The 12,444-nt window shown below is 54.8% G+C and carries 13 protein-coding genes and 1 tRNA gene; 9 read left to right on the forward strand and 5 right to left on the reverse strand.

Translation table 11 applies throughout. The features are described 5' to 3' along the window. Nucleotides 1-24 precede the first annotated feature (24 nt). From MUN82_RS12345 to MUN82_RS12360, 4 genes are all read left to right on the forward strand, one after another. Nucleotides 25-324, forward strand: a complete 300-nt coding sequence (locus tag MUN82_RS12345; RefSeq protein ID WP_245090798.1) for a rhodanese-like domain-containing protein — start codon at nt 25-27, stop codon at nt 322-324. Between the two features lie 163 nt (nt 325-487). Next, on the forward strand, nt 488-955 hold the full coding sequence (locus MUN82_RS12350) for a MarR family winged helix-turn-helix transcriptional regulator (protein ID WP_245090799.1): 468 nt from the start codon (nt 488-490) through the stop codon (nt 953-955). A gap of 49 nt (nt 956-1,004) precedes the next feature. After that, entirely contained in the window at nt 1,005-1,436 is a 432-nt protein-coding gene (locus tag MUN82_RS12355; RefSeq protein ID WP_245090801.1) for an organic hydroperoxide resistance protein, read from the forward strand. Nucleotides 1,437-1,522: 86 nt separating this feature from the next. Beyond that, nucleotides 1,523-2,536: an NADP-dependent oxidoreductase gene (locus MUN82_RS12360; protein WP_245090803.1), complete on the forward strand. Its 1,014-nt coding sequence runs from the start codon at nt 1,523-1,525 to the stop codon at nt 2,534-2,536. Between the two features lie 164 nt (nt 2,537-2,700). Here MUN82_RS12360 and MUN82_RS12365 read toward each other — a convergent pair whose 3' ends face one another. Next, nucleotides 2,701-4,638, reverse strand: a complete 1,938-nt coding sequence (locus tag MUN82_RS12365; RefSeq protein ID WP_245090805.1) for a RecQ family ATP-dependent DNA helicase — start codon at nt 4,636-4,638, stop codon at nt 2,701-2,703. Between the two features lie 132 nt (nt 4,639-4,770). Here MUN82_RS12365 and MUN82_RS12370 point away from each other — a divergent pair, with 132 nt between their 5' ends. From MUN82_RS12370 to MUN82_RS12380, 3 genes are all read left to right on the forward strand, one after another. Continuing rightward, a complete protein-coding gene (locus MUN82_RS12370) occupies nt 4,771-5,211 on the forward strand; it encodes a MarR family winged helix-turn-helix transcriptional regulator (protein ID WP_245090807.1) in 441 nt (146 codons plus the stop codon). 38 nt (nt 5,212-5,249) lie between these two features. Then, nucleotides 5,250-6,515 carry an MFS transporter gene (locus tag MUN82_RS12375; RefSeq protein ID WP_262922818.1) on the forward strand — a complete coding sequence of 422 codons (1,266 nt, stop codon included), beginning with the start codon at nt 5,250-5,252 and terminating at the stop codon, nt 6,513-6,515. Between the two features lie 420 nt (nt 6,516-6,935). Continuing rightward, nucleotides 6,936-7,286: a hypothetical protein gene (locus tag MUN82_RS12380; protein ID WP_245090813.1), complete on the forward strand. Its 351-nt coding sequence runs from the start codon at nt 6,936-6,938 to the stop codon at nt 7,284-7,286. Nucleotides 7,287-7,355: 69 nt separating this feature from the next. Here MUN82_RS12380 and MUN82_RS12385 read toward each other — a convergent pair whose 3' ends face one another. Both MUN82_RS12385 and MUN82_RS12390 read right to left on the reverse strand, forming a co-directional pair. Beyond that, complete coding sequence (locus MUN82_RS12385; RefSeq protein WP_245090816.1) at nt 7,356-8,159, reverse strand: hypothetical protein; 804 nt, start codon at nt 8,157-8,159, stop codon at nt 7,356-7,358. 456 nt (nt 8,160-8,615) lie between these two features. Continuing rightward, the gene (locus MUN82_RS12390) at nt 8,616-9,269 is read right to left on the reverse strand and encodes an ABC transporter ATP-binding protein (protein WP_185282911.1); all 654 of its coding nucleotides are present in this window, start codon (nt 9,267-9,269) and stop codon (nt 8,616-8,618) included. A gap of 196 nt (nt 9,270-9,465) precedes the next feature. Here MUN82_RS12390 and sucC point away from each other — a divergent pair, with 196 nt between their 5' ends. After that, the gene (gene sucC, locus MUN82_RS12395; RefSeq protein ID WP_245090819.1) at nt 9,466-10,668 is read left to right on the forward strand and encodes an ADP-forming succinate--CoA ligase subunit beta; all 1,203 of its coding nucleotides are present in this window, start codon (nt 9,466-9,468) and stop codon (nt 10,666-10,668) included. 78 nt (nt 10,669-10,746) lie between these two features. Here sucC and MUN82_RS12400 read toward each other — a convergent pair whose 3' ends face one another. Then, nucleotides 10,747-11,238, reverse strand: a complete 492-nt coding sequence (locus MUN82_RS12400; protein WP_245090821.1) for an Ohr family peroxiredoxin — start codon at nt 11,236-11,238, stop codon at nt 10,747-10,749. Nucleotides 11,239-11,387: 149 nt separating this feature from the next. On the opposite strand from MUN82_RS12400, the gene MUN82_RS12405 reads away from it, so the two are divergent. Next, nucleotides 11,388-11,459, forward strand: a tRNA-Arg gene (locus tag MUN82_RS12405). A gap of 198 nt (nt 11,460-11,657) precedes the next feature. On the opposite strand, the gene MUN82_RS12410 is transcribed toward MUN82_RS12405, so the two are convergent. Further along, nucleotides 11,658-12,302 carry a hypothetical protein gene (locus MUN82_RS12410; protein ID WP_245090823.1) on the reverse strand — a complete coding sequence of 215 codons (645 nt, stop codon included), beginning with the start codon at nt 12,300-12,302 and terminating at the stop codon, nt 11,658-11,660. Nucleotides 12,303-12,444 lie beyond the last annotated feature (142 nt).

Consider the following 12,444-nt stretch of genomic DNA (forward strand, 5'->3'; position numbering starts at 1 on the left):
TTTTCACCCCCTCCTTTTTCATCTATGGCCGATATTACCGCCCCCGAACTCAAGCAACGCCTGCAAGCCGGCGAAACGCCCACGATTATTGACGTGCGCGAAACCTGGGAAAACGAAGAATCTCGCATTGATGGCAGCCAGAATATTCCGCTCGGCTCGCTGCCCGACAAGCTGGATGAATTGGAAGAGCTGAAAGACCAGGAAATTATTGTGCATTGCAAAAGTGGTGGGCGCTCTGCGTCGGCTAAAGCCTTTCTGACCCAGCAGGGCTTCACCAACGTGCGCAATCTGCTGGGTGGCATGCAGGGCTACCAGCAGAGCTGATTGGCTGTCTCTCAGTAGCATGTACGACAACCGCCTACCCTCGCTGGTCTGTAGCTGGCTGGGGTAGGCGGCGTGGCGTACCCTTGTTTATCGACAATAGGTAAATTTAATTTTACACAATTAAACATTACCCCCCGCATACCAGTTACTATTGCACTTTCTTATGGCACACGCTCCCGAAACTACCACGTCTGAAGAAGATTTCTCGCTGCTGAAGCTGGAAAATCAACTGTGTTTTCCACTCTACGCAGCGTCCCGGCAACTCACCAAGGCCTACCAGCCCTACCTGCGCGAGTTGGACTCCGACCTGACGTACCCGCAGTATCTGGTACTACTGCTGCTGTGGGAACACCAAGAGATGACGGTGAAGGAGCTGGGCGAAAACCTGCTGCTGGACTCGGGCACGCTTACGCCCTTGCTGAAGCGCATGGAGCAAAAGCAGTGGGTGAGCCGACGCCGCGACCCGCGCGACGAGCGGTCTGTAATTATTGGGCTGCTGCCGGCGGGCGAGGTACTGCAGAAACCCGCCTGCTCTATTCCGAAAGGCTTGCTGGACCGTCTTGCCATTTCAACCAAAGAGCTGGCCACGCTACGTCGCCTGCTCAATCATGTGATTAAAAAGCTTACCTGACGCCGTAGCGCGTCGCTCTTTTATTTTTCCCATTTCCCTCCCCACTTATATGAGCATTCAACGCTTGTACACGGCGAAAGCCAAAGCTACTGGTGGCCGCGACGGCCGCGCCATCTCCAGCGACAATATAATTGACCTACCCCTCAGCACACCCAAAGAAATGGGCGGCCCAGGTAAAGAAGGTGCTACTAACCCCGAACAGCTGTTTGCTGCTGGCTATGCCGCCTGCTTCGACGGTGCCCTGAACCTGGTAGCCCGCCTGGAAAAAACGCCCATTTCGGGTAGCACCGTAGAAGCCAGCGTGAGCTTCGGCAAAGACGGCGACAACTACGGTCTGGCCGTGGATCTGCACGTAAACATTCCTGGCCTGGAGCAGGAGCAAGCCGAAGCGCTGGTGGCCAAAGCGCACCAGGTATGCCCCTACTCGCGTGCCACCCGTAACAACATCGAAGTCAACCTGTCGACTTCCACCAACGCCTAACGGCCCTACCGTTGCGCAACGCGTTGCTTTCCCGCTTCGTTGGGAAAGCAACGCGTTTTTATTTTCCACCCTTTTTATACTACACCATGAGCAACCGCACCATTTTGCTGGCCAGCCGCCCCCAAGGCAAGCCTACCCCGGATACCTTCCGTTTCGAAGACCGTGAGCGGCCTACCCCCTCCAAGGGGCAGGTGCTGCTAAAAACCCTGTATGTTTCCGTTGACCCCTACATGCGCGGCCGCATGAGCGACGCCAAATCCTACGTGCCGCCTTTCGAGGTAGGTCAGCCAATCAGCGGCGGCGTGGTGGCCGAGGTAGTGGAAAGCCAGCACCCTGAGCTGGCGGTAGGCACCGTGGTAACCGGCAACCTACCCTGGCAGGAGTATAGCCTGTCGGATGGCAAGGGCCTGACACCAGTGCCTACCGATGGGCCGCCCATCAGCTACTACCTGGGCGTGCTGGGCATGCCGGGCCTCACGGCTTATTTCGGGCTGCTTGATATCTGCCGACCCAAGGAAGGTGAAACCGTGGTAGTATCTGGTGCAGCTGGCGCCGTGGGTTCGGTGGTGGGCCAGCTAGCCAAGATCAAAGGTGCCCGCGTGGTAGGCACCGCTGGCTCCGACGAGAAAGTGGCCTACCTCAAAGAGCTAGGCTTTGATGAAGCCATCAACTACAAAACTACCCCCAACATCGCCAAGGCCCTGGCCGACGCCTGCCCCAACGGGGTAGATTGCTATTTCGACAACGTAGGCGGTGACATCACGGATGCTGTGTACGATTTGCTGAACACCCACGCCCGTATTGCGCTCTGCGGCCAGATATCCACCTACAATGCTGAGAAAACGCCCGTGGGCCCGCGCCCCGAAGGCAAGCTACTCAAAACTAGCTCGATGCTTCAGGGCTTCATTGTAAGCAACTACGCCAAGCGCTTCCCCGAAGGCGTGCGCGAGCTGACGCAGTGGGTAGAGCAAGGCAAACTCACCTTCGAGGAAACCTTTACAGAGGGCTTCGACCAGATTCCGGCAGCTTTTCTGGGCCTGTTTGCGGGCGAAAACACCGGCAAAGCCCTTGTGAAAGTAGCCGAGCCTAACGCAGCCTAGCTAAGGGTACTACCCTACCCCGGAAAGCTGTACAGCTGCGATAAGGCTGGCGAGGAAATTGCAGTACCTCGCCTGAGTACCTTTTAGCAGAATTAGCCCTTTTGCTGAATGGATGAGCACAGCCCCGGCGCCTCTACGGTAGCCGGGGCTGTTTGCGTACAAGGCTATTTAGCAGCGCTTTGCCCTACCAACCGGCCATCAGAGGTGTAACGCAGTTGCCCTAACTCTACTAGCTCCCGCAGCAAGGCAGTTACTTCGGCGGCTTCGCCGGGTGCAAACTGCGCTACCAGTTCGCGAGGGGTTTGGGGGGCAGCAGACAGCCGGCTCAGCACTTGCTCGCGTAGGGCGGGTGTGGGCGCCGGGGCCTGGGCTTTTTTCTTTTGGGCCAGGCAATAGTCGCACACGCGGCAGGGCAGGGCATCCAGCTCGCCAAAGTATTCCAGCAGCAATTGCTGGCGGCAACGGCCACCGTCGGCGTAGCGCAGTACGGCCTCGGTTTTTTCCTGGGCCAGCGCGCGGGCCTGGTTCAGGTACTTCTGATTCAGAGGCAGCTTGTCGGCATCGTGGCGAGGGGTAGTAAACAGGGCCTGGGGCGCGTCGTGGCGCGGCTGGTAGTGGATAATGTTGGCGCGATGCAGGTAGAGCAGCATTTTGCGCACCTCTACCACACTGCGGCGCAGGTGCTGGGCCAGACTATTCTCCGAAATCCGCTGAAAGCCAGTGAACAGCTCCCCGCCGTTGAAGCGTAGCAGGGCCTTAATCAGCGCATCGTGCTGGGCGTTGGCTACCTGAAAGCGGTAGAGGTCGGAGTGGTCGATGGGGATGTGCACGCGGGCGGGGTTGTGCACGGCCTCGTTCAGCTGCACAAACCCCTCGCGCCCCAGCGTGCGCAGGGCGTTGTGCGCGTCCAGCGCCTTTATGCGGTACGTTTCGGCAAACTGTTGCACATCAAAGTCAAAGGCCACTAGTTCGCCCCCGCCCACTGCCGTGCGCGAGAAGTTGGCTAGTGCCTGGTACACACGCCGCACCGTATCCAGCGGCGGGTGCGCCTGCTGGGTACGGCGTCGCAGTTCGTCGGCATCGTTGGGGCCTTGCAGCAGCACGGCAAAGGCATATTTCTCGTCGCGACCGGCGCGGCCCGCTTCCTGGTAGTAGGCCTCCAGGTTGTCGGGCGCATCGAGGTGCACTACCAGGCGCACATCGGGCTTGTCGATTCCCATGCCGAAGGCGTTGGTGGCTACTATCACGCGGGTGCGGTCCTGCATCCAGTCCAGCTGAGTGCGGTGGCGCAACTCGGCGCCCAGGCCGGCGTGGTAGGGTGCAGCCTTCACTTGGTGGTGCTGAAGGTAAGCGGCGGCATCCTCGGTCTGGCGGCGCGTGCGGGCGTATACAATGGCCGTTTTGTCGGCCCCTACCCCGCGCACTACCTCCAGCATCCGGCGGTACTTGTCCTCTGTGGCCAGCACCGAGTACGACAGATTGGGCCGGGCAAAGCTCTGTTGAAACACCCGGTAGCCCGGCCGGAAGTGCAGCTTCTCCACGATATCCTGCCGCACCTGCTCAGTAGCAGTGGCCGTGAGGGCAATAACCGGCGCATCGGGTACCAACTCACGCAGGGCGGCAATCTGGAGGTAGGGCGGCCGAAAATCGTAGCCCCACTGCGAGAGGCAGTGTGCCTCGTCGATGGCCAGCAGGCGCACGCGCATCTTCCCTACCCTGGCCCGAAACATATCCGTGAGCAGCCGCTCGGGCGACACGTACAGAAACTTCACCGGGCCGTACACGCAGTTGTCCAGCGTCTGGTCGATTTCCTGGTGGCTCATACCCGCATACACCGCCTCGGCCTTGATACCGCGTCTGCGCAGGTTTTCCACTTGGTCCTTCATCAGGGCAATAAGCGGCGACACCACTAGGCAAAGCCCATCACGCGCCAGCGCCGGCACCTGAAAGCAGATGCTTTTGCCGCCCCCCGTGGGTAGCAGGGCCAGCGTATCCTGCCCCGCCAGCACCGAGCGGATAATGTCTTCCTGCATGGGCCGGAACTGCTGGTGGCCCCAGGTTTGGCGGAGTACGTGCAGAATGTCGTCGGTGGCGGGCAGCATGGAACACAAAGGTAGGGAGGCAGGTAGGAAAGTAGTCAGATAGGTATTTCGTTCGCCTTTTTTCGAGCAGAAGTAACTTTTCCTTACACCACTTTGTCTATTTAGTAAAGTAACTTACGAAAGCTACTTACTATGTCTACTCCACCCGATACACTCCTACTTGCTACCGAACTACGCACCGTAGTTACCCGCTTGGTGAAAAAGCTACGCGCTCATTCTCCCTCTCGCGAGAAACTTTCCCTTACCGAACGGTCGGTGGTGCGCTTACTCGACCAGCACTCGCAGTTGCAACCCAGCGAGATGGCTGCGTTTGAGCAGGTTACTACCCAAGCCATGTCGCAGATTATCAACCGTCTGTCGGCCCGCGGCTACCTCACGCGCCAGCCCGACCTCTCCGATGGCCGCAAAGTGCTGATTTCTCTTTCGGAGGCTGGTCAGCAGCTACTCCACACCATCCGGCAAGAGCGCGACGAGTGGCTGCACCATGTGCTGGCCGCGCAGTGCTCAGCGGCCGAGGTAGAAGCACTACGGGAAGCGCTGCCCGTATTGAGCAAACTTGTTGACACTAAATAAGCTGCGCCGGTTAGCGCCCGTGCGCTTTCGCACAACGCATGAACTTCAGTACGTTCCGGGCTTTACGAAGCCGCAATTTTCGCCTCTATTTCATGGGGCAAGCCCTATCCTTGCTGGGCACCTGGATGCAGAAAACCGCCGTGAGCTGGGTGGTCTACTCCCTCACGCATTCTAAGCTGATGCTGGGGGTGAGTGTATTTGCTACCCTATTTCCGGCGGCCGTCTTCTCGCTGGTAGGCGGCGGCGTAGCCGACCGCTACAACCGCTACCGGGTGCTGCTTATCACCCAAGTGCTATCCATGGTGCAAGCGGCCCTGCTCACCCTCACGGTTTATTTACAGCCCAACGGCGTCTGGAGCATCATTGGCCTAAGCGTGCTGCTGGGCATCATCAACGGCTTCGATGTACCGGCACGTCAGTCGCTGGTGCACCAATTGGTGGAGGACAAGCGGGATCTACCCAACGCATTGGCGCTCAACTCGTCGATGGTTAATTTATCGAAATTACTGGGGCCGGCTGTGGCAGGCTTTGCGCTCGAACACATAGGTGCCACGGCTTGCTTCGGCGCCAACACTTTGAGTTTCATCGCCGTCATTGGTTCGTTGCTGGCGTTGCGTCTGCCGGCCTATATGGCAGTGCCCCATACGCAGCCTATTTTGCAAGAGCTACGTGCAGGTCTGCGCTACCTGCGCACTACGCCTCATATTCGTTTTGTGGTGCTGATGCTGGCGCTGGTAAGTCTGTTTGCGCTGCCTTTCACCACGCTCATGCCTGTGTACGCAAAAGACGTATTTGGCGGCACGGCCACCACTTTTGGGCTGCTTGATAGTGCCATTGGGGTAGGCGCCTTTGTAGGAGCGTTGTACTTGGCCTCGCGCCCTTTCGGTACCAACCTCAACCGCGTGCTTACGCTCAACACCTTCGTGTTTGGGATAGGGCTGATTTTGTTTTCACACGCTCCTACCTACTGGCTGGCCCTGCTGTGCATTGCAATAGGAGCCTTTGGCATGATGTCGCAGATAACGATTAGTAATACCCTACTGCAGACGACTGCTCGCCCCGATATGCGTGGGCGCGTCATTAGTTTCTATGTGCTGGCTTACACAGGTATGGTGCCGCTTGGCAGTCTGCTGGTAGGCTGGATCAGCCAGTACATTGGCGTACAAAATACGGTGCTGGTGCAGGGGCTGGCAGCTCTGGTGCTAGGCGCCATGCATTGGCGCGAGTTGCGCAAGCAGCCCCTGGCACCTACCGCACTCCCCCCACAAGCCAACGCCACGCAGGGCTTAGCTTTATCGAGCTAACAGTGACTTTTGAATTGCTTTCATCTTAACCAGATTTCTAGTCCAATTATGCGAATGACTAGAGGCTCGAACGCGCTGATTGATTGATTAGCGCGTTTTTATCTTTTTTACATAAATCAATCATTCACATCTCAGTCAGCAGAAACAGGCATAACCCTCTTTATCCATTATTTCATCATATAAATACCTATTTTATTGCACTATACCATTAAAAGTAACACTATATTTGTCTTCAAAATTAACTACACTTTTTAGCACATTATTAATCTACAACACTCCATGGAACATGAATTGATTCTTACAACTGGCAATGTAACGGCTTACTATGATCGGGTTAATAATTGGCTTTATTTAGATTGGCACGGTGAGGTAACGCTAGACTCAATTCGCTCTAACTGCTTGCAACTGGCGCGGTGCTTTTTGCTTAGGCGGTACAAGCGTATTCTGAATGATAACACCAACGTCACGAAAATTACACCGGAGGTAGCTCCGTGGCTGGCCAACGACTTTTTGCCCTACCTGCGCTTGCTAGGCATCGAGTATATAGCCTGGATATGTTCGTCCGACATGCAAATCCAGAACGATACCGAAGCGGTTTTGGAAAAGCTTACTTCTCCGGTAGTCGCGCTCTTCGATGATATGGCCACGGCGTACGAATGGCTCAGTACAGCCCGGTTTCAATCGCCCGTTATGCTGAACACCCCACGGAGCATCACACAGATTATAACTACTCTAAAGGAAAGGATATCCTCTATGAGCGGTCAGGCCTAGACGCCACATAAATGCAAAAGCCCGATTTCGAGTGAAACCGGGCTTTTTATATGCAATGCGTTCTACTACTTAAGCAGCGGCCGACTCGCCATTCTCACGGTCGTCGATGGCCTTCTTGAGCTTGGCAATGGCCTGCGTAGCACGCTCCTCATCAAGACGGTTGATATTCAAAAGCATCTTCGTCTTTTCCTGACGCGTAATCAGCGGGTGGTTCAGCAGACGGATGATCTCCTCCTTCTGCGAAGCAGAAGCGTACGTGACGGCTGGAGCAGGCTGCTCGGCAGGCACGGCCTTCATAGCAGGTGCCTCGGCGGCCACGGCCGGTGCGGGCACAGGAGCAGCCGGCTGAGCAGCTACTGGAGCCTTCACCTCAGGCGTGTTGTTGCCGTAGTCCATCTCCTCTGCAGGAGTAGGCTCGTACCCGGCAGCACGAATAATCCAAGCTAGAATATTACGGTAAGCTTTGCCAATGGCACGGGTCTGGGCCATGCTCATGATAGCAAACTCCTGGTAGAACTTCTTACCGTTCTCCTTATTCGAGCACACAGCGAAGCCAGCGCCTACCGTGTGGCCCGAACGCAGGTCAAACAGCGTCACCTTGGCCTGGTATTTCAGCTCAGTTTCAGTGCTGACGTTGATAACGTGGTCCACAATGGGCACAATGCCCAAGCGCGAGCCAGCATACTGCCAGCCTTCCACGTTCACAAACTCCTTGCCCTGCACAGTAGTCGAGAGTTTGTTGTCTTTGATAAACTTGGCCAAGTCAGTAGCCAAGTGCAACGTCTCATCCGAGCGCGCAATGTCGTAGCTTTCTACTTTGGCTTTGCGAGCGGTTTCTTTTGTAGTGTTGGTGGTCTTGGTTACTTCGCTCATGGCGTCTTCCCTTTAATACGTTATGTTGTTCTAATTACTAACGAATGCAGCGTGAAATAGGTGCAAAGAATCAAAGATTTTTCAACAAATTTTATCTTTGATTTTCAGACTATTACAAACTACATATCGCTTTGTATATCCTAACAAAATTAGCAATACTAAAATTCATTTGCAAGCACTATTTACTAAAAATATGAGATAAGCATAGTACCATACTCTGCTAGCAATTCTACCTAGTAGGTACAACCAAAAGCATACTGTAAGCACTGCTGACCACCCGCTTTAGGCCCATCACCACACAACGCAAAAAACCCGTCTCACTGTTCTAGAAACAATGAGACGGGTTACACAAACGGTCCGGGGCGGGTCGGACGCGTTGCCAGGTACAATAACAAGGCTATAGGAGAAAGGAAAGTTCCTAGCTTGGTGCGATATACGCTTTCGTTACAGTCAGGTTTACTCCGAGATGTAGCCGTCTTTCATTGTAATGGTGCGGTCGGCCATTTCGGCCAACTGGTCGTTGTGCGTCACAATCACGAACGTTTGGCCTAGCTCCTTGCGCAGCAGAAAGAAAATCTGGTGCAGTTCCTGCGCGTTCTGCGAGTCGAGGTTGCCGGAGGGCTCGTCGGCAAAAATGATTTCTGGGGAGTTGATGAGCGCACGAGCCACCGCCGTGCGCTGCTGCTCACCGCCGCTCATCTCTGAGGGCTTGTGGTCGGCGCGGCGCTCCAGGTTCAGCATGCCCAGCAACTCGCGGGCACGCACGCGCACTTCCTTCTCCGAGCGTCCGGCTAGGTAGGCGGGTAGGCACACGTTTTCGAGGGCCGTAAACTCGGGCAATAGGTTATGAAACTGAAAGATGAAGCCGATGTGCCGATTGCGAAAGCGCGCCAGGTCCGAGCGTTTCAGCGCACTCACCGATTCTCCGTCAAATAGTACCTCGCCCGTATCGGGGTTGTCGAGCGTGCCCAGGATGTGCAGCAACGTGCTCTTGCCAGCCCCCGACGAACCAACAATACTGACGATTTCGGACTTCTCGATTGTCAGGTCAATACCTTTCAGCACCTCCAGGGAACCGTATGTCTTGCGGACGTTGATGGCTTGCAGCACAGCAGATGAATATAGTCGGGGTAGGAAAACAAATCTACGGAGGAAAGCCGGAGTTTGTGGTCAGGCAAAGGTCCGTTTCCGCGAAAGGTAGGGCACATGCCAAAAACCGGCCAAAGGCCCAGGTTCCGTTTCCCCCGATTATTACCTACTTTCGCGCTTACTAATACGACCCGAATCCCATTTTCAACTGACCTCTATGAACATTCACGAGTATCAGGGTAAAGAAATACTCAAGCGCTACGGCGTGCGCGTGCAAGAAGGCATCACGGCCGATACGGCCGAAGAAGCAGTAGAAGCCGCCAAAAAGCTGAACGCAGAAACCGGTACCAGCTGGTACGTGGTGAAAGCCCAGATTCACGCCGGCGGGCGCGGCAAAGGGGGCGGGGTGAAACTCGCTAAGAACCTGGAGCAAGTGAAAGACATTGCCGACCAGATCATCGGTATGCAGCTCGTAACCAAGCAAACGGGCGCCGAAGGCCGCAAGGTGCACAAGGTGCTGATTGCCCAGGACGTGTACTACCCCGGCGAGTCGGAAACCAAGGAATACTACATGAGCGTGCTGCTGGACCGCGCGACCGGCAAAAACGTGATTATCTATACCACCGAAGGCGGAATGGATATTGAGGAGGTAGCCGAAGCGCACCCCGACAAGATCAATAAAGAGTACGTGGACCCCGCCGTAGGCCTGCGCCCCTTCCAGGCTAGCAAAATTGCCTTCAACCTGGGCCTCAGCGGCCCGGCCCAGAAGGAAATGGTGAAGTTTGTGACGGCCCTGTACAAGGCTTACGACGAAACGGATTCGGCTATGTTCGAAATCAACCCTGTGTTGAAAACTTCGGACAACAAAATCCTGGCCGTTGACGCCAAGGTTACCCTCGACGAAAACGCCCTATACCGCCACAAGGACTTTGCTGCCCTGCGCGACACCAACGAGGAAGATCCGCTGGAAGTGGAAGCGTCAGAATCGAACCTGAACTACGTGAAGCTCGACGGCAACGTGGGCTGCATGGTGAACGGTGCTGGTTTGGCCATGGCTACCATGGACATCATCAAGCTTTCGGGCGGTGAGCCTGCCAACTTCCTCGACGTAGGCGGTGGAGCTAATGCGCAAACCGTAGAAGCTGGTTTCCGCATTATCCTGAAGGACCCGAACGTGAAGGCCATCCTGATCAACATCTTCGGGGGTATCGTGCGTTGCGACCGGGTAGCAAACGGTGTGGTGGAAGCCTACAAAAACATTGGCGACATCAAAGTGCCAATTATTGTGCGCTTGCAGGGCACCAACGCCGAAGAGGGCGCCCGCATCATCGACGAGTCGGGCCTGAAAGTGTACTCAGCTGTACTCCTGAAGGATGCTGCTGAGAAGGTGAAAGAGGTACTGGCAATGCAAAACGCCTAACTCTCACCCCCAACCACAAGCAAAAGCCCGCCGGAGTATTCCGGCGGGCTTTTGCTTGTGGTTGGGGGTAGGAACCAGCTATTGCACGCCGCCTTTTTCGGCAACGCCCGCGTTTTCTTCGGCCTCTACCGGAATGGCTTCACCCTGCACGCGCAGTTCTACCTCCATGTTGCCACGGGTGCCCACCGAGTAGGGGCAAATTTTATGGGCCTGCCGCACCATATTAATGGTCTTGTCTTTGTCAAAAGCCTTCAGGTCTATATCCAGCACTGCCGAAAGGCCATAGCCTTCTCCTTCCTGAAACAGCGATACGGAGCATTTCACTTCCGTTTGCGGGTCGAGCTTGTCGCCGGCGCGCTGGGCAATTACCAACAGCGCCTGCTGAAAGCAGGAGGAATACCCGGCTGCAAACAGCTCTTCGGGGTTAGTAGCGCCTTTCTTGCCGCCCAGGCCTTCCGGCACCGACATATCCAGGTCGATAATACCGGTAGCGGAGCGTACGTGGCCGCTGCGGCCACCAATAGCCGTTGCATCGGCTGTATAGAGAGTCTTTTTTTCGGTGCTTGCCATAAAAAGAATGAGTCAAGGTAAACAGTTTTCTATGCTAACTGGACTGAGCCGCGGAAGGTTACTATAACCGAGTGTATGATTTTGCAGAAAAAGCCATTTGTGGTTTGGCAACGGCGCATTTTCTGTCTAGTTTTGCGCCTCACAAACCGGGTCGCGTAGTACAACGGATAGTATAGGAGTCTCCGAAGCTCTTGATCCAGGTTCGATTCCTGGCGCGACCACACAAAAGGCCTTTAGCAATGCGCTAAGGGCCTTTTTATTTTTCAGTGACCTAGTATGGTAAGACAGGCAACGAATAGCCTACTAGGCTACTACTCTATAGTAAAGTGTCATTGGTATTAACAAAAAGAGTATTCGTACTCGAAACAGGTTTTATTCTTGTGATAATCGCTCGTTTTTTAAGCGCTATTTTTAATCCTCTAATATCCCCCAGTATGCCGCGTATCAAGCAAGGCATTGGGGCACTCCTTGCGGTAGAGTTCGAGGGACTCGCGTATCAACCGAGACAGCAAAGGATGAGACGTCCGGTCCGGGGAATGCGCATATACTTTTTTTGGTGTTACCTGCTTACCCTGCACTGTGATAGAGAAGATTGTCCCATCTAATATGATACGATTGCGGTTCGCTTCTTTTCGCTCCAGTTGCGCTGCGCTGCTGGTAGAAACCGAATCAAATAGTTGCACCAGTGCGCGGTGACTGGCAGAAGCTATTTGCAGACTATCCCACGTATAAACTGAGTTCCGCTCATCAGCAGCCAAAACACGTTGGAATAGAGCGTCTCTCTCGGCTTCTGGTAACGTAAATAGTTTGCCGGCAGCATCCAATGCTTGCATGGCTTTCACATCTGGGTCGGCTGACATACGCGTAAGCCGCACACTGTCTAGCCGCCCATAGCGCAACTGTACCACTTTCTTGTTACGTGTAACTTCTATGCGGTAACGAGCTGGAGTATTCGCCTTGACCTCAATAGTGTAGTGTGTTGTGTTAGCTTGGCCATATACCGTTGCACTTCCTAGTAAGAAGGCAACGCAAAAGAAGTATTGGTACTTATCTATAATAAACATAGCGCTGTGTATAAACTCGATTACAACATACGTGCAACATAATAATTTGGCAGCTAACTGTATATTCCTAACCTGTATGCCTGCCAATGAAACCGCTAGCAGTTGCTCCAACAAGAATACTCTACAACAATAGCGGATTCTC

It is taken from the genome of Hymenobacter aerilatus, from assembly GCF_022921095.1.
GTDB lineage: Bacteria > Bacteroidota > Bacteroidia > Cytophagales > Hymenobacteraceae > Hymenobacter > Hymenobacter aerilatus.

Bases quoted from the DNA above. Each gene is read 5' to 3' on its own strand.
- MUN82_RS12345 (WP_245090798.1), top strand. From the start codon at position 25: ATGGCCGATATTACCGCCCCCGAACTCAAGCAACGCCTGCAAGCCGGC.
- MUN82_RS12350 (WP_245090799.1), top strand. From the start codon at position 488: ATGGCACACGCTCCCGAAACTACCACGTCTGAAGAAGATTTCTCGCTG.
- MUN82_RS12355 (WP_245090801.1), top strand. From the start codon at position 1,005: ATGAGCATTCAACGCTTGTACACGGCGAAAGCCAAAGCTACTGGTGGC.
- MUN82_RS12360 (WP_245090803.1), top strand. From the start codon at position 1,523: ATGAGCAACCGCACCATTTTGCTGGCCAGCCGCCCCCAAGGCAAGCCT.
- MUN82_RS12365 (WP_245090805.1), bottom strand. From the start codon at position 4,638: ATGCTGCCCGCCACCGACGACATTCTGCACGTACTCCGCCAAACCTGG.
- MUN82_RS12370 (WP_245090807.1), top strand. From the start codon at position 4,771: ATGTCTACTCCACCCGATACACTCCTACTTGCTACCGAACTACGCACC.
- MUN82_RS12375 (WP_262922818.1), top strand. From the start codon at position 5,250: ATGAACTTCAGTACGTTCCGGGCTTTACGAAGCCGCAATTTTCGCCTC.
- MUN82_RS12385 (WP_245090816.1), bottom strand. From the start codon at position 8,159: ATGAGCGAAGTAACCAAGACCACCAACACTACAAAAGAAACCGCTCGC.
- sucC (WP_245090819.1), top strand. From the start codon at position 9,466: ATGAACATTCACGAGTATCAGGGTAAAGAAATACTCAAGCGCTACGGC.
- MUN82_RS12400 (WP_245090821.1), bottom strand. From the start codon at position 11,238: ATGGCAAGCACCGAAAAAAAGACTCTCTATACAGCCGATGCAACGGCT.
- MUN82_RS12410 (WP_245090823.1), bottom strand. From the start codon at position 12,302: ATGTTTATTATAGATAAGTACCAATACTTCTTTTGCGTTGCCTTCTTA.